The sequence below is a fragment of the Lewinella sp. IMCC34191 genome, assembly GCF_003390935.1.
Classification (GTDB): Bacteria; Bacteroidota; Bacteroidia; order Chitinophagales; family Saprospiraceae; genus Neolewinella.
The window spans coordinates 154845-170320 of record NZ_QNQZ01000004.1; the positions used below are offsets into that span (position 1 = coordinate 154845).

General features: G+C 60.3%; 11 protein-coding genes and 1 riboswitch. Of the genes, 6 read left to right on the forward strand and 5 right to left on the reverse strand.

Annotated features, from left to right (window positions below; all coding sequences use genetic code 11):
• Positions 1 to 9 precede the first annotated feature (9 nt).
• Positions 10 to 1113, forward strand: coding sequence for a quinone-dependent dihydroorotate dehydrogenase (locus tag DRW39_RS09855; RefSeq protein ID WP_116106873.1), 1104 nt, complete (start codon positions 10 to 12; stop codon positions 1111 to 1113).
• On the opposite strand, the gene DRW39_RS09860 is transcribed toward DRW39_RS09855, so the two are convergent.
• Both DRW39_RS09860 and DRW39_RS09865 read right to left on the reverse strand, forming a co-directional pair.
• Positions 1085 to 1975 (reverse strand): DUF6089 family protein, encoded by an 891-nt coding sequence (locus DRW39_RS09860; RefSeq protein WP_232830110.1) that lies wholly within the window; start codon positions 1973 to 1975, stop codon positions 1085 to 1087. The genes DRW39_RS09855 and DRW39_RS09860 overlap by 29 nt on opposite strands.
• A gap of 77 nt (positions 1976 to 2052) precedes the next feature.
• Positions 2053 to 4275: a DUF5916 domain-containing protein gene (locus DRW39_RS09865; protein ID WP_198664837.1), complete on the reverse strand. Its 2223-nt coding sequence runs from the start codon at positions 4273 to 4275 to the stop codon at positions 2053 to 2055.
• 199 nt (positions 4276 to 4474) lie between these two features.
• Between DRW39_RS09865 and DRW39_RS22830 the strand changes: the two genes are divergently transcribed.
• From DRW39_RS22830 to DRW39_RS09880, 3 genes are all read left to right on the forward strand, one after another.
• Entirely contained in the window at positions 4475 to 5470 is a 996-nt protein-coding gene (locus DRW39_RS22830) for a helix-turn-helix transcriptional regulator (RefSeq protein ID WP_116106875.1), read from the forward strand.
• A 69-nt stretch (positions 5471 to 5539) separates the two neighbouring features.
• Positions 5540 to 6280, forward strand: coding sequence for a hypothetical protein (locus DRW39_RS09875; protein WP_116106876.1), 741 nt, complete (start codon positions 5540 to 5542; stop codon positions 6278 to 6280).
• Positions 6266 to 6461, forward strand: a riboswitch (cobalamin riboswitch). It overlaps the preceding gene by 15 nt.
• A gap of 168 nt (positions 6462 to 6629) precedes the next feature.
• On the forward strand, positions 6630 to 8537 hold the full coding sequence (locus DRW39_RS09880) for a TonB-dependent receptor plug domain-containing protein (protein ID WP_116106877.1): 1908 nt from the start codon (positions 6630 to 6632) through the stop codon (positions 8535 to 8537).
• A 182-nt stretch (positions 8538 to 8719) separates the two neighbouring features.
• On the opposite strand, the gene DRW39_RS09885 is transcribed toward DRW39_RS09880, so the two are convergent.
• Both DRW39_RS09885 and DRW39_RS09890 read right to left on the reverse strand, forming a co-directional pair.
• Positions 8720 to 9841 (reverse strand): P1 family peptidase, encoded by a 1122-nt coding sequence (locus DRW39_RS09885; protein WP_232830111.1) that lies wholly within the window; start codon positions 9839 to 9841, stop codon positions 8720 to 8722.
• A gap of 297 nt (positions 9842 to 10138) precedes the next feature.
• Complete coding sequence (locus tag DRW39_RS09890; protein ID WP_116106878.1) at positions 10139 to 12424, reverse strand: DUF5682 family protein; 2286 nt, start codon at positions 12422 to 12424, stop codon at positions 10139 to 10141.
• 112 nt (positions 12425 to 12536) lie between these two features.
• Here DRW39_RS09890 and DRW39_RS09895 point away from each other — a divergent pair, with 112 nt between their 5' ends.
• Together DRW39_RS09895 and DRW39_RS09900 are read left to right on the forward strand one after the other, a co-directional pair.
• On the forward strand, positions 12537 to 13856 hold the full coding sequence (locus DRW39_RS09895; protein WP_116106879.1) for a serine hydrolase domain-containing protein: 1320 nt from the start codon (positions 12537 to 12539) through the stop codon (positions 13854 to 13856).
• Entirely contained in the window at positions 13849 to 14949 is a 1101-nt protein-coding gene (locus DRW39_RS09900) for a VWA domain-containing protein (protein WP_232830112.1), read from the forward strand. Before DRW39_RS09895 ends, DRW39_RS09900 begins: the two co-directional genes overlap by 8 nt.
• Here the strand turns inward: DRW39_RS09900 and DRW39_RS09905 are convergent.
• Positions 14946 to 15434, reverse strand: a complete 489-nt coding sequence (locus tag DRW39_RS09905; RefSeq protein WP_157976031.1) for a hypothetical protein — start codon at positions 15432 to 15434, stop codon at positions 14946 to 14948. The two genes, DRW39_RS09900 and DRW39_RS09905, sit on opposite strands and share 4 nt — an antisense overlap.
• Positions 15435 to 15476 lie beyond the last annotated feature (42 nt).

Consider the following 15476-nt stretch of genomic DNA (forward strand, 5'->3'; position numbering starts at 1 on the left):
CTTCGCGGCATGTACCGCATTCTGAAGCCTTTACTATTTCGTATTGCTCCCGAACGGGCGCACCACCTGACCGTGCAGGGGCTCGCCGCCACGCTGAGTCTGCCCGGCGTCAGTGCAGCCTTCCGCAAACAGTACGCCTACAGTCATGAATCCCTACAGCGGAACGTCTTCGGACTTCCCTTCTCCAACCCGGTCGGACTGGCCGCCGGTTTCGACAAGGACGGTAAGTACTACCGCGATATGTCCAGCCTCGGTTTTGGTTTCCTGGAGTTAGGTACGGTCACTCCACGACCCCAGCCCGGCAACCCTACCCCCCGCCTGTTCCGGCTGCCCGCCGATCGCGCGCTGATCAATCGCATGGGTTTCAACAATGAAGGCGTGGACGCCCTCGCCCGCCGTTTGCTCCGCGACGGCCGGCCCGGTATGACCGTGCTCGGGGGCAACATCGGCAAGAATAAGGATACCCCCAATGAGGAGGCGGCATCGGATTACGTCCACTGCTTCGAAAAGCTCTTCCCGCTCGTCGATTACTTCGTGGTCAACGTCAGTTCGCCGAATACACCCAATCTACGGGCGCTCCAGGACCGCGAGCCGCTGACCCGCCTACTCACCACCCTGCAGGAACTCAACGACAAACTTGACCGGGGGACCGAGCGCCCACGCCTGGGCCTCGGACGACCCGGGGAACTGTGGCAGCGCAAACCCATTCTGCTGAAAATAGCCCCCGACTTAAACGAGGCCCAACTGGATGACATCCTCCAGATCGTGGGCGATACCGCCATCGCCGGCATCATCGCCACCAATACCACCGTTGCCCGGGAACCGCTGGTCACGAGCCCGAATAAGGTAGCGCGAATCGGTAATGGCGGATTGAGTGGTGCTCCCCTGCGGCAGCGGTCCACGGAGGTTATCCGCTACCTCTACGAGCAAAGTGACAAAACCCTCGATATCGTAGGAGTGGGCGGCATTGAAGACGTGGCATCGGCCCGCGAGAAACTGGCCGCAGGGGCTAAGCTGATCCAACTCTACAGCGGGATGGTATACGCCGGCCCCGGATTGGTCCGCGATATCAAGCGGGACCTGGTCAGTTCCGGCGCTCCTTCACCTTCTTGACCCTGACCTTCTTACCCTTGAAGACCTTAGGGCACAGCACGTCGCCGAAGTAGTAATTGATGCCGATGCCCAGGAAGAGGTAGTGGTCGTTGTTGGTATCGTCGCCACGCTGGGTACCGGTACGATCGATCTGATCACCATCGGGGCCCGGCAAGCTGCGATCACTCATCCGGACGGCAGGACTGTTCGGACGCAACCGCCGCAATTGTTCGGGATCGGGATAGGTGGTGCTCACATCGTCCAGGTAGTCGGTAGCGGTGTTCCGCAGGCTAAGGCTGGCATCCATACTGAGCTCGTAAGTCAGGTCCCAGCGCACACCAACCCCGTAGGCCAGCGCTACGCTGACCCGGTGGTACTCGTCACCTACGGCCTGCCCTTCCGTGCCCAGGCGCTGCAGTTTGATGGTCTGTCCGTCCGGCGTGACGCCCTGCGGGTTGAAGTGAAAGGCGGAAAAGCCGACGAAGGCGTAGGGCGTAAAGAAGTACTTGGGGCTTCCGTGGTAGTAGGGCAGAAAGTTGAACTCGAACTGGCCGGTGAAGTCGAAGACGTCGGAAACGAAATTCAAGTTACGGCGCTGCTCGAAGGTGTTACCGCTGTCCTTATCGTAGGCTACCAGCCGTCCGTAATTCAGGCTGGCGCGGGCGGCCAGGCGATGGTTGAAGTTGTAGCGGGCGCCGATGCCGCCGGCGGGTTTGGGCCGGTTGAAGCGGAATTCCGTATTCAAATCACCGAGGTAAAAAGCGCCGCCGAGCCAGGGACCGACCTCGAGTCCGCGCATCTGTAGCTGCGCATGAGCGGTCCCGGTAAAGCAAAGGAATCCCAGAAATAAAAGCAAGGTCGTTGGCCGCATAGTGTTACTCAAGTGGTCAGGGTAACGCCTGGTACGGACGAAAGATTGTCTTGAACGGAAAACCGACCGTCGTGACGTCTTTTCGCCGTCTAAATATTGAGCCAGTACGTCACTTTGGCTACGATCGCCCGATTCTTGACGCCTAGGTCAAGGCTGTCGTAGTTATCGGTGTACACCAGGAAGAAATCGCTCACCGGCGCGAAGCGCCACTGGAGGCGAGCATTGACGTTAATATTGTTGATCTGGTCGTTGTACTGCAGAAAGGTGGTGAGGAAGACCGATTTGGTAAAAGTAAAATCGATCCGGGGGCCGATCAGGAAGAGCGCCTTGCTCGCGTAGGGGTCGGGGAGGTCGATGTACTGATAGCTGAAGCGCAGGTCGATGCTCCCGAAGGGCTGGTAACGGTACTGGAGATTACCGCTCAGACTGTACCCGTAGCCATTAAAGAACTCCCCGACCTCCGTTTCCAGTCCCGTACTCACGCGTTTCCGGCTGTCGCTTTCGTACTCGGCCCCGGCCCGCCAGAAACCGTAGCCGCGGTCGCCGGGCAGCGGGGTAGCTCCCGTCCGCGACGGATCGAAGTCGTCAAACAGAAAGATGTACTCGTAGCCCGCCCCGGTATTGAAGCGGCTGGTATTGGCGAAGCGCCACTGGTAGCCGCCGCTAACATTTCGGTCGGTCAGGCCATCCCCCGGTTGGGAGAATAGCCGGGCTTCAAAAACTGGTCCTTTCTGGATGACGCCCGGATTGGTTGGGTACGTAATGTAGGCTGCCTGCAGTCCGCTCGTGAAATAACCCCGCCGGGGCACGAAGCCCACTTCGGCGTTAAACTCCTCCCCCACGTACAGGTGGTCGTATTCGATGTTCCAGTTGCGGTGGCGGTACTCCAGGTTCAGCCCGTGGGTATAGTCGTCGCCGCCGTCAAGCTGGCTGAAGCTGCGGTGGACAAAGGTTTTGCCGTTCCAGGCATTGTCGCGGGTAGCCAAGTTGAAGTCCAGACCGGCGACCCGGTTAAAATCGGGGTTGCGCTCCGTGGAGTCGGAGAAGTTGGTAAAATTCTGCTTGTTCACGAAGATGCCCCCCACGTTGCTACGGGCTCCGATGCGCCGTTGCGTGGCGGCCACCGTGTAGTTGAAACTGGGCAGCCCTTGATCGCTATTCTTAGCCGCCTGCATGTTGAGCAGCCCGACCCGCCAGTCGTCGTTGAGCTTGCCGCTCAGGCGGGCGCCGAAGTAGATCGCATTCTGCAGCCCTTCGCCGGTGGTCGTATCCCGCGTGACGCCGATGCGGCGGCTGAAGAAGGGATTGGCCCGCTCGAAGCCGAAGGAGCCGAACAGATCCGCGTTCTCCAGGAAGAACTGCCGCCGCTCGGGAAAGAAAACCTCGAAGCGGGTCGTATTGATGACCTGCTCGTCCACCTCCACCTGGCTGAAGTCGGGGTTGACCGTCAGGTCCAGGTTCAGTCCGCTGCCGATGCCGACCTTGGCATCCCCGCCGATGTCCCCGTCAAAGTCAGTGGGGGTATCCGCCTGGTAGTCCTTACGCATGCCGCCCCCCGCGTAGGGAATGACGGCAATGTTCTTACCCTGCGCGGCGGGCGCTCCCCCCTGAAACTTCAGCGACCCCATGTAAGCCAGACTCATGATGGTCTGGTTCTGGGGTATCCGGTGCCAGGTACTCCGGGTGTTGCTCTGCGTATCCATCCGGTAGCTATTGAAGAACCACTCGGTAGCCCCGCTGGGAAAGCGCAGGCTGGAGAAGGGGATGACCAGCTCGCAAGACCAGTAGTCTTCGCCGATATAGCTTTCCCCCCGCCATTTATTATCCCATTCCTCCCGGAAGTCCTCGCTGCTTTCCCCGCCGTTGTAGATCAGCGCCTCCCGGTTCACGCCGTAGGGGTTCATGCCGAACACGATCGCGTTGGTTTTATCGCGGAACGGATTAAAAACGAAGGTGATGTTATCGTTCCCCCCCGCCCGGTAATCGCGCCGCAGGCTGGGAATGACAAAGGCACTACCCGGGGTACGGCAGATGGCGGCCACGTACAGGTTTTGGTCGTCGAAGCCGAAGTAGATCTCCGTCGGATAGGTCGATCGCGAGGTATCCGACGGGAAGGTTTCCCAGAAGTCCTTAGCCGGGGCGCCATTCTGCCATTCCAGTTCGTCGAGTTGACCGTCCAAATCGATGCCATCCGTAAAGCGGACGGCAATGGCTTCGGGCGCCCGGTTGGCATCGTGCTCGTCGAAGGTGAGCGTTTGCGCCCACGCAACCGTATGGCACGCGAGGGCGAGGCAGAAGAAAAATGGTTTCACTAGCGAGGGCGTAAGCTGAGGTAAGTACGCTAAAGGTACGAGCTTAAACATTTCGGCGGCGGAGCGCAGGTAGAAAACCGCTTCCCTAGATTCGTGCATAATAGCGAACCAGCATCCCGGTCAGTTCGCACGACCCTAAACTTCGGTTAAATCCGGCGGTCACACCCGCCGCCATCGCTTCCTCTCGTATTTTTGGTTCATGATCCGCTACTTGGTCTGGGTATTACTCTGTCTGCCGACCGTTGCCCTGCTCGGCGGCCCCGTTCGCCTGACGGGTACGTCACCGGAAGCTTACCGGGGACAGGTCGTGTACCTGGACTTGCTCGAGGTTCCCCTCGATATGATCACCATCGCCGATTACCAGTTGCTGGCCCGGGCTGAGATCGACAGCACCGGGCACTTCACCTTCCCCCACCTCGCTCTCCCGGATGCCCCCACCTTCTATCGGCTGCGTTACCGCGATCGCAGCGAGCCGCCCATCAGCATGAACTTCGCGCAACGGCACTACCTCACCTTTGTCTTAGATGGGGAAGCCAACCTGAAAGTAGCAGGAATGACGTTACAGTTCCCCTCCCCCACTAATCGTAGCCTGCTGGCGGCGCAGCGGCAGCTGGATAGCCTCTCGACCGGTATCTACATAGTGCCCGACCGGCAGGAGTCGCTGGCGACGGAACTGCGGGAAGGCTACCTGCGAGGCCTGCTCCACCATCCTGACACCGACCCCTACGTAGCGGTCTTCGCGCTGGGTATGCTCGGACCGGATACGCCCACCCGATCCGATCTGGAGGCCGCACACCACGCCACGAAAACGGCCGGTCTGCCGGTTACCTACCTGGATGCCGTGGAGCAACACCTTGGCGGACTGGAATATCATCGCCTGCGCCGCCAGAACACCTTCCTTTGGGTTGCCCTACTGGTTACCGGATTATCCTGCGCTGTACTCGCTTATCTACTCTTGGCCAGGCGGCACCGGGCCCAACCGATCGTACCTTCAGCCGCCGAGGAACTCTCTCCTAAGGAACGCGAAGTGGCCGAATTGATCGCGGCCGGCTGCAGCAACAAGGAGGCGGCCGCCGAGCTGTACGTATCGGTATCGACGGTCAAAACCCACGTCAACAGCATCTACCGCAAGCTGGGCGTGAACTCGCGCGAGGAGCTGGAAGCGAGGGTTTCGGCGGATTCCACCCCGGTCTAGTCCCCTTTTCCACCCCGGTAGTCCGGGAAAGCGAAGGGGAAAGTAGCCTACTTGCGGGAAACCATTCCCATGACCTACCGACTGATTTTTCTCTGCCTGATTTTCGGGCCGTCCATCATTGCCCAAACACCCTGGACCGACAGCGACGCCGCCCGCTACGCCCGGGAACGGACCGACTCGAGCCTCTGGGATATGCCCAGACTCATGGAAGACCTAAGCTTTTCATTCGATTCCCTGGATGTGCCTCCTCCGGTGGTCACCCTACCCTCCCCCGTGCCGCAATACAACTGGGGCTACGTCAGTTCGCGGCTTACCGCCCTGGAGGTGCCGGGAAAGACCGTCCAAGGAATTACCTATGCCTACGCTTACGATGCTTACCGCCCTGCCTCCTCGGAAGATTCGCTAGCCTATTACCGGACGTATTTCACGATCTACATCCTAACCGATTCGGCCCACGTAGAAGATCGAGCCAGTGCCGTCATCTCGCGCAACTACCCCCACTACCTCGCGGCAGGAAAACAACGTACGGCAATCGGTGACGTATCGTACGTACAGCTTTCCCTCGCCGACGGTGGCAACCTGGCGCTCGTATCCCGCCAGTACTTTGACCTTCACCAGGGCCGGACGATCCTGGTCGCCCCCCTCCGCGATGGCTCCCTGCGTTTCCAACAACTACGGGAATCTCCGGAATGGCTCCGCTCCGGCCGGGAGGGGGAAGTTTATAACGCGGGTGTCATCGCCGATTTCGAGCGGTCGCTGGCGGCCAAATCGGAAATCATGGAATTTTTCACCCAGCCGGGAAGCCTGTAACCGGGAATTGCGTCTACCTTCGCCGCGCAATCGGGAAAAGGGAATCCGGTGAGAATCCGGAGCTGTCCCCGCAGCTGTAAGCCCCAAATGCCCGCCGTCATGATGTCACTGGAGTCCGCTCCGGGAAGGCGACGGCCGGGTGGAGCGAGCCAGAAGACCTGCCCGGTAGCGTCATATTTCTTCGTCTTTCGGTGAGAAAGGATGGGAATCGGATGGTAGTACACAGTACGGTATTCCGGCAGTACGGTAGCGCCCCGGCAGCAATGCGGACGCCTGCGTCAGACTGCCGGCTGCTACCGCACTACCTACTATTCGTGTACCGTACGATCCCGCCGGCAACCACAACCGCATGTACCGGCATTCCTTATTCTTCCTTTTTCTACTCTTCTCGCTCGCCGTCTCCGCGCAGGACGCCCCTCCCCTTTCCACGACTTCGGACGAGGTGATCGTCACCGGAGCGCGTTATGCACGTACGCTCGCCGAGAGCCCGCAGCACGTGACGATCATCGATTCGGCCGCCGTGGCCCGGGCACCGAGTCTGGCGCAGCTGCTGAACGAGCAGGCGGGTATCGTGGTGAATGGCGCCTATTCCAACTACGGCAAGGACCGTAGCATTTTCCTGCGTAACGGCGCTAATCAGTACACCCTCATCCTGGTAGACGGCCAGCCGCTGATCGACCCCTCCTCGCTCGGGGGAGCCGTAGACCTTCGCCTGCTGTCGCTGGAGGGAGTGGAGCGGATCGAGATCCTGCGGGGAGCCCGTTCGTTACTCTACGGTTCCGACGCGGTTGCCGGGGTCATTAACCTGGTTACCTCATCGGGAGGGCAGGGATCCGAGTATGAAAAAGGGAATTCCCCGCTGCCATTTCGCATTAACCTGCGCGCCGCCGCAGAACGCTACAGTACCTACACGGGTACCGCGGCGATCGCGGGTAGTACTGAAAAGCTGGACTACCGGCTGGGCTACGACTACTTCACCACGGACGGGATCAGCGAGGCGGAACCGATGGACGAGACCACCGAGGACTTCAACCGTGACGGATCCGCCCGACGCACCGTTTACGGCAACCTGACCTGGCGACCTACCGAGTCCCTCACTATCCGGCCGGCCCTGCGGCGGGCTATTTTTACCGGTGACTACGACCGAGGGGCCTTCACCGACGCCGAGAACGAGTACCGCAACGACCTGTGGCTTCCGAGTCTGGCCGTGAACTACCGCCAGGCGACCTGGGAGCTGGGGGGGCGCTACAATTACGCCGCTACGGACCGGGTATTCGACGATGCCGCATTCGGTGAATCGATCTACAAGGGCCGTGCCCAGCAGGGAGACGTCTTTTACAACTACCTCCCTTCAGAGGCCTTCTCCCTGACGGTCGGCGGGCAAGTACGCCACGAAAGCCTGGCCACCGAGGCGGAAACCCCTACGGTCACGAATATCAGCCCCTACCTGCAAGCGAATCTCAACGTCGCCGAAAGACTCCTACTCGAAGGGGGCTACCGCTACAATCACCACTCGGTGTTCGGCGGCCAGAGCAACGGGTCGCTGGCCGTGGGCTACCGGCACACGGATCGCGTGAGTAGCCGTCTCTCGGTGGGCAGCGCCTTCCAGAGTCCGACACTGGATCAGCTCTACGGTCCCTTCGGAGCGAACGCGGAGCTGCAACCCCAGGTATCCACCTCCTACGAGGCCGGTCTGCGTGTGCAAAGCCGTCGCGGGGAACGCCGGGCCACGGTGACCGTATTCCAGCGGCAGATCGACCAGGTGGTCACCTACGACGGTACGCTCGGCTACCAGAACCAGGACGAACTGCGCGACCGTGGTGTCGAGGTGGAGGGGTTCACCGATCTAAGCGCACGCTTCCGGCTGGACGGTAATTTCACCTACGTAAAAGGGCAACTTCGTTCTCCCGACGGATCGGGTGGTACGACGGAAAGCGACGAATTTTATCGCCGGCCCCGTACGACCGGCTTGCTGGGACTGACCTACCGGGCCAACCAAGCCTTCTCCGCCCGGCTGACCGCGGCCTACACCGGTGAGCGCCCGGATATTTACTACGATGCGAATTTCTCCCCCGTTACGTTGGACCTCGACCCCTACCTCATCGTCAACCTATACGCCGAATATAAGCTGCTGGAAAACCGAAACCTGAGCCTCTTCGCAGAAATCCGCAACCTGACGGATACGGACTTCACGGAGGTCAGCGGCTACTCGACGCTGGGGATTACGCCGCGGTTGGGGGTGGCCTGGACGTACTAGTCGCCCGTCGTCTGCCAAACGGAGCGTAGCGGAGTTCGTCCGCCGACGGGTCGGTGGGATCGCAAGTCGTCCGCCGAACGGAGCGTAGCGCAGTTCGTCCGCCGACGGGTTGGAAGAGAATCTCTCCCCCCCTGGGCAGACCAGCTAGCGCTGGGCGGACCAGGGGGGGCAGACCAGGGAGCCTACTTCACCACTCCCCTTTCCCGGAGCAGGTCCATCACTTTATCTTTGGGCAGTGCCTCCCGGGAATGGCCCTGAAAGCCGGTCATATCATCGGCGGCGAAGAGGGAATTGATGATGGCTTCCTCCGTGGCCTCGATGGTGGCCAGGAAGAGCGGGGAAACGGCGCCGTTGGGCAGCTCGGTTACGGTGGTGGGCTCCGTCAGGCCCGGGCTGATTCGATTTTCGGCGGCGGTAGAAAAGGCGATGACGTAATCCCCGCTGCCGTTGCTGGCGATACCGCCCGTGCGGGCCAGTCCGAGCATGGCCCGCTTGGCTACCCGTTCCAGGTTGCGGGCACTGATGGGGGCGTCCGTGGCCACGACGATCATGCAACTGCCGTCGGCGCTACGCTCGATCTCCTCCTTCCAGTAGTATTCACCCAGTAGCGGCCCCACGGGTACCCCCGCGACCTGCATCACTCCGCCGAAATTGGTCTGTACGAGTACGCCAACCGTATACCCACCAAGACTGCCGGGTAGCTTGCGGCTGGAGGTTCCGATACCCCCCTTCCATCCGAAACAGAGCGTGCCGGTGCCCGCACCTACGTTGCCTTCCACTACGGGACCCGCCGAGGCGGCTGCCAGGGCGGCCAAAACATCGGATTCGGTGACGTGACGCCCCCGGATGTCATTAAGGTAGCCATCGTTGGTTTCGCCCACGACCGCATTCACGCTTCCGACCTCCGGATTGTCGCGAAGGCAGGCGGTAATGAGGGCATTCATACCGGTAGCCACGCTCAGGGTATTTGTCAGAACGATCGGGGTTTCGAGTTCGCCCAGTTCCTTCACCTGACTATAGCCGGCCAGTTTGCCATAGCCGTTACCCAGGTAAATGGCGGCGGGTACCTTCTGCCGGTAGAGATCGTCGGCATGCGGTAAGATGGCGGTCACCCCCGTGCGTACACTATCGCCCCGCACCAGCGTGGTGTGGCCTACCCGCACGCCGGTGACATCCGTTATGGCGTTGAATTCGCCGGGGGTCATCACGCCGAATGGGATGCCCCGCTCGCGGGGTCGTTGCTGTGCCATGACGGATAAGCTAAAGAACAGAATAGGAACTAAGAGGATGCGGGAGATAGTCATGACCCGAAAGTACGAGGCATAGGGACAAAAAAAGCGCGCCTTCCGTGGAGAAAGCGCGCGCATTGTGTTGATAGTGTCTGTAAAAAAACGTGTGTTGTTCGTGTCTGTAAAAAAAACGTGTGTTGCTAGTGTCTGTAAAAATCGTGTCTATTCAAAAGTGTCAAAATAATTCTTGTCCATAGAGTCATGCCGGGTTGGGCATCCGGTTAAAACTGTTATGTAGCCAAAACTTGAGGGTCAGACGTCAACCTTATAAAAGGGTAACGGTGAAGGGGAAACTATTTTTTCGGAATGGATTCAAGCGACCCACTTCAGCAAATCCTGAAGTAGTTCATTTGTCTGGGGCACCTGGTCGGCAGAAATCTCTACATCCAATTGCTCGTTCTCATCAGAATCAACCAATTGCATCAGGCGTTGACGGTCAAACCGGGAGAATTCCGCGAATGTTCGGCGCAGTTGCGGGATTATTTCTTCAAAAGTTTCCCACGGTAAATCAGCCACCCAATCATCGATCAACCGGAACAAGGGTACGTGGTGTAACAGCATTTGGCCGCCCCCATACAGGAAGCCACCAATCCAGGCGGCGACCGCCCCGGCCCCCCGTGCTCTCGATAGCGCCAGGGAGAACCGGTCAGCCGTTACACCGGCGGCAAGCCTGTCCCGGTCGTAGAGTAAGCGTACGCAGTGCCCTTCTACCCCGGCGTACACTCCGGCGTTCGCCGCGCGTAGCAGGCCGGACAACCACACATCGTCCAGTTCCTCGTTACCCAGTTGGGCCAGGTGATAGTGCGCCGACGCGATGAGCTTGACCATGTCTTCCCCCTGCTCGTCGTCGATATTGGTAGCGGCGGCCGGGAGGCCCGCGGCCAGCCGGGGGACGATCTCGTCGATGACCAGCAGTAGGGCGGTGGTATCGGTTTTACGGCTGTCTCCGTAGCGGCTGGTCTGTACCAGGGCCGGCAGCGCCTGTAAGAGGGCCGTAACATCCGTCGTTTCGGCGGCCCGCTGCCGCAGCAGCGCCATGAGGCGGGGTACGACGCCGGCCAATCCGGCTTGCAGGCACTGCAGCGTCAGATCCGCCAGCGACCGCACGGACGTCAGGCTCGCCGCCTTTTCCCGGCTGTAGGCTGCCGCCGCGGTGGCCACCGTATTACCGTAGCTCCCCCGTTCGATGACGAGCAGGCTGAACTCGGGCTGCCATTCCATGAGCCAGACTTCCTTGAAGCTGCTCAGGCTGTCGGGGCCGCCGGGTTGGAGTTTGCCCCAGCGAATATCCAGCAGGTTCAACCGGTGTAGCAGGTGGCTTTTTCGGAGGTCATTCGCCTGGCGGAGATCGATCCCTCCGCGGGGGTCGGACTTGGTGGCCTTCAGGTATTGTTCACCGGCGCTTTCCCACAACTTGCTCATGCGGGTACTCTTCACCTCGGCACGCAGATCTTCCAGCAGCGGCACTGTAGTTACGCCCGGGGGAACAAAGCCGACGGTCTCCCCCACCGTAAGCCGTTTGTGGATCAGTTCCAGTCGCTCCCGCTTTCCGGCCGCCAGGGTGCTGAGCACCGCCTGCTCGAGCTCCTCGATCCCCGGCCGTTCGTGGTCGCGAATGGTGGCAAGGGTGGTCGCCAGCCCGACGGCCTCGGTGGCCATGGCCGGACTCGCTTCGAATCCTTCCGCCCGGAGGAGTTGCCCGGCGGAAGCCATCCAGCGATCCACCGCGCAATCCGGAAAGTCGAACAGAGTGGCATACCAGGCCGGAGAGGTGACACCGGCTCCGTAACCGCCACTCCGGGCGAGGCGGGGAAATGACCAGGGTACCCAGGCCTGGCTAACCTTCACCTTCGGTAGCCCCCGGAGGATGGCCTTGTCGGCGGCGGCGCGGCGGTTGGGTGTGTCCTGCACGGCGGGTACGTGCCAGGCGCCGACGACCACCGCAATTCGATCAACATCTTCTTTCAGGGCCTTGCGGACCTCGCCCCGCATGAAGGCTTCCCTTTGCTCGTTCTCGTCGTTGGAGGCTTCGGGGAAGGCATTCCGGAGCTCAGAGACAATATTCTCGATCGCGGCAAAGGTCGCTTCCGGTCCCTGAGCCGTCCGCTCGAGGGTGGCATCCCACCAGCTCTCGCTGTCGGGGTAGCCGGCCAATTCCGCTACCAGCGACAGGGGGTCGGAGCGGAGCTGGCGAGCCAGTTGCTTGCGGGATTTGCCCGGAACGACCGACGGAGCGTCGGGCTCTTCGGTTGGAAAAAGGATAAACTGTTCTTCTTCCCTTACGGCCAGGAAGTTTTTCGCCGGCAGATCGATCGCCCGAACTTCCGTTCCGTTTTCCGCGGCCCACTGAATGGCCTGGTATTCCGGGCTAAAGCGGGCAAAGGGGAAGAAGCTGGCCCGTTCAATATCCTTCGCGTCGTAGAGCACCAGGGCCAGGGGCGGTCGCATGCCGTCGTACAGCAATTGACGCAGGGCCGGCTGCGCGTCGGCGGGCATCTCCAACAGGATCAGGTTGGGTTTCCAAGTCTCCAGCATAGTCCTTAGGCGCCGGGCGGAGCCCGGTCCGTGGTGCCGGATGCCGAAGGTGCGGAGCTGCATGACGCAAAGGTATCGCTTTGGTGGCTGAGCCCTACGTGTGTTCGCCGATGCGGCTATTCGGGTTAGCTGCCGTAATTGCCCGCCCCGCTCTAAGCCTGCTTATCTTCGCCCCATGCACGTTTCCTCAAGCAAGCGATGGTTGGTCGGACTTACTCTGGTCGCCGTTTTACTGTTCAGCGCCTTTCTCTGGGTGAAGCCGCTACTTCATATCGGCGGGGGATATGCGGCGAAGCATGCCTGTAGCTGCCACTTTCTACAGGGACGGACGCTGGAAGATATCAGTGAAAACGACCTTAATTTTAGCGTGCTGGGTCAATTTAGCCTCGGTGTACAGGACAGAACAGTCGAATCTTCCCTTTTCGGTCTGGTGACGCGGCGTGCGGCGTTCCTTGGTGAACGTGGATGCGTCCTGATCAACGACGATGCCATGCCGCTACCTACGGTGGTTGAAAACACCCCTGTTTTCCCCGATCCGGCCGAACTGTCAACGGAACTCCTTCCGGATTACGACGACGCCCTCGACTACGGCATGCGGGACGTACCGGGGGGCGGAGCACGGGGAATGGTGATCCTTGAAAACGGCCGACTCGTCGCGGAGCGCTACCGCGAGGGCTTCGATGCCACCACCCCCCTGCTCGGCTGGTCGATGACCAAGACGCTGACCGGTATGGCTATCGGTGTTTACCTGGAATCGCATGCATCAAATGGATTATCCCCTACGGAAACGGTGGAACGGACCAACCAACTCTTCCCGGGTATCTGGACGGATGACCGCTCGCGGGTCGCACTCACCGACCTGATGCACATGAATTCCGGCATCGAATGGAACGAAGGATATGGGAGCATCACGGATGCCACGGTTATGCTGCACGAAAAAGCCGATTTCGCGGAGTTCGCCCAGCGCCACCGTCTGACTCAAGCTCCCGGTACCGTTTGGAACTACTCCAGCGGCACTACGAATATGCTGATGGACTTCCTCCGCGAAGAACTGGGTGGAAACGACCGGCTCTATGCGTTTCTCGATTCCCTCTACGGGCCTATAGCCCCTAGCTTAGTGATCGAACCCGACCAGTCCGGCCGCCCCGTCGGGAGTAGCTACGGTTGGGCTACGACCCGGGATTGGGCACGCCTCGGCCAGTTCATGCTCCAAAATGGCGTCTGGCAGGGAGATACCCTACTTCCCCCCGGTTGGATCGACTATATGCGTGAACCCGCCGCGGGTAGCGAGGATTTGTACGGGGCGCAACTGTGGCTACCCGGACCGGAAACGCCCTCCCTGCCCGAAGACGCCTTCATGATGCGGGGCTTTCAGGACCAGCGGGTTTTTATCATTCCCAGTCGCAACCTGGTCATTGCCCGCCTCGGACACGGAGAGGATAAAGTCACCGATTTCGAAGGGCTGATCAGCCGCATCCTTGCCGCCCGTGAGTGACCGCGACGAACACCTTCGCAAGTGGCGCCTGATCCTCGGGCAGGACGCGCAGAGCTCCGATGGGGGTCCACCCCTACCCGGCCGGGCGCAGGGCATGGATGCCGTACTCGAAGCCCTGTACAACAGCGAGGACCGCAAGGGCGGCCTCGGCCCATCCAGTCCGAACGTCAATCGCTGGCTCGGGGACATTCGCAAGTACTTTCCTACGGATACCGTACAAATGCTGCAGCGAGATGCGCTGGAGCGCCTGGGCCTGCAGGAGATGCTACTCGAACCGGAACTACTGGAAACGATCCAGCCTGACGTTCACCTGGTCGGCACCCTGCTCAGTCTGAAGAACGTTCTTCCAGAGCGCAGCCGCGAGAGCGCCCGTCAGGTAGTGAAGCGGGTCGTGGAGGAAATTGAAAAGAAACTGCGCCAACCGTTGCTGCAAGCGGTGAGCGGACGCCGCCGGCAGCAAGCCAGAAACCGACGGCCCAAGCACAGCGATATCGACTGGCACCAGACGATACGCGTCAACCTAAAGCACTACCAGCCGGAGCACCGCACCGTTTTACCCGTAAACTTAAGGGGCCACCAACGCAGCCGCAGCAGCCTGAAACACGTGATCCTGCTCATCGACCAAAGCGGATCCATGGCCACCTCGGTCGTGTACGCCGGGGTACTCTCCTGTATTCTTGCCAGTCTGCCAAGCGTAAAAACGCACGTCATTGCCTTCGACACCAGCGTGGTCGACCTGACCGCCGAACTCCCCGACCCCATCGAGCTACTGTTCGCGTTACAACTCGGCGGAGGCACGGATATCGGACGGGCCCTGCGGTACGCCGAACAACTGAATGTCGCCCCGCGCGATACCGTGTTGGTGCTGCTGAGCGATCTCTTCGAAGGCGGGTCGGTACCAAATATGCTACAGAGCGCCCGGCGCCTGGTGCAGAGCGGGCTAACTTTCCTTCCTGTTCTGGCCCTTAACGACCAGGGGGCCCCGGCCTACGACCACGACGTTGCGGCGCAGCTGACTGAACTTGGCCTACGTCCGTTCTCCAGTACTCCGGGAGCTTTCCCCGAAACCCTGGCGCGGGCCTTGTACGGTTAAAAATTGAGGTCGACGATACGCAGCCTTTTATACTTGTTGGTACGGAACTTACGCCGCCCCAGAAGCTTCACGAGGAGATATCCCACGCCGACGGAGGTAGCCGTCACGAGGGCATCATCTGCGCTGTAGTTCGTTGAATCAATTTTATCGGTGGCATAACCCAGGGCGGCAAACAGCGACCAACCGGCTCCGAAGGTGATTAGCCCATAACCGAGACGGTTCGCAATGGTGCTTCCCCGGTATACCGCGTCTATTTCGTCGAGCAGAATGTAGCGATCGTTGATGACCAGTGCCTGAATATCCGGTCGCATTTCCCGGATGTAACCTTCCTGCCAAAACTTATCGCCCTCCATCCGAAAGCGGAGCAATTCGCCTTCGTAAACCCGTTCACTTCGGGAACTCGTCAGCTTTTCAAAAAGCATGACGCGCTGGGCGAAAACGCCAGTCGTGAATAGGAAGGCGGACAAGAGTAGAATCAAACGCATAGGCGGTGCGGGGTGCGGGGTGCGGGGTAAGGACAAGGACCT

What these genes read in the sequence shown, in the direction of transcription:
- DRW39_RS09855 (WP_116106873.1), top strand. Translation starts at nt 10, where the DNA reads ATGTACCGCATTCTGAAGCCTTTACTATTTCGTATTGCTCCCGAACGG.
- DRW39_RS22830 (WP_116106875.1), top strand. Translation starts at nt 4,475, where the DNA reads ATGATCCGCTACTTGGTCTGGGTATTACTCTGTCTGCCGACCGTTGCC.
- DRW39_RS09875 (WP_116106876.1), top strand. Translation starts at nt 5,540, where the DNA reads ATGACCTACCGACTGATTTTTCTCTGCCTGATTTTCGGGCCGTCCATC.
- DRW39_RS09880 (WP_116106877.1), top strand. Translation starts at nt 6,630, where the DNA reads ATGTACCGGCATTCCTTATTCTTCCTTTTTCTACTCTTCTCGCTCGCC.
- DRW39_RS09885 (WP_232830111.1), bottom strand. Translation starts at nt 9,841, where the DNA reads ATGACTATCTCCCGCATCCTCTTAGTTCCTATTCTGTTCTTTAGCTTA.
- DRW39_RS09890 (WP_116106878.1), bottom strand. Translation starts at nt 12,424, where the DNA reads ATGCAGCTCCGCACCTTCGGCATCCGGCACCACGGACCGGGCTCCGCC.
- DRW39_RS09895 (WP_116106879.1), top strand. Translation starts at nt 12,537, where the DNA reads ATGCACGTTTCCTCAAGCAAGCGATGGTTGGTCGGACTTACTCTGGTC.
- DRW39_RS09905 (WP_157976031.1), bottom strand. Translation starts at nt 15,434, where the DNA reads ATGCGTTTGATTCTACTCTTGTCCGCCTTCCTATTCACGACTGGCGTT.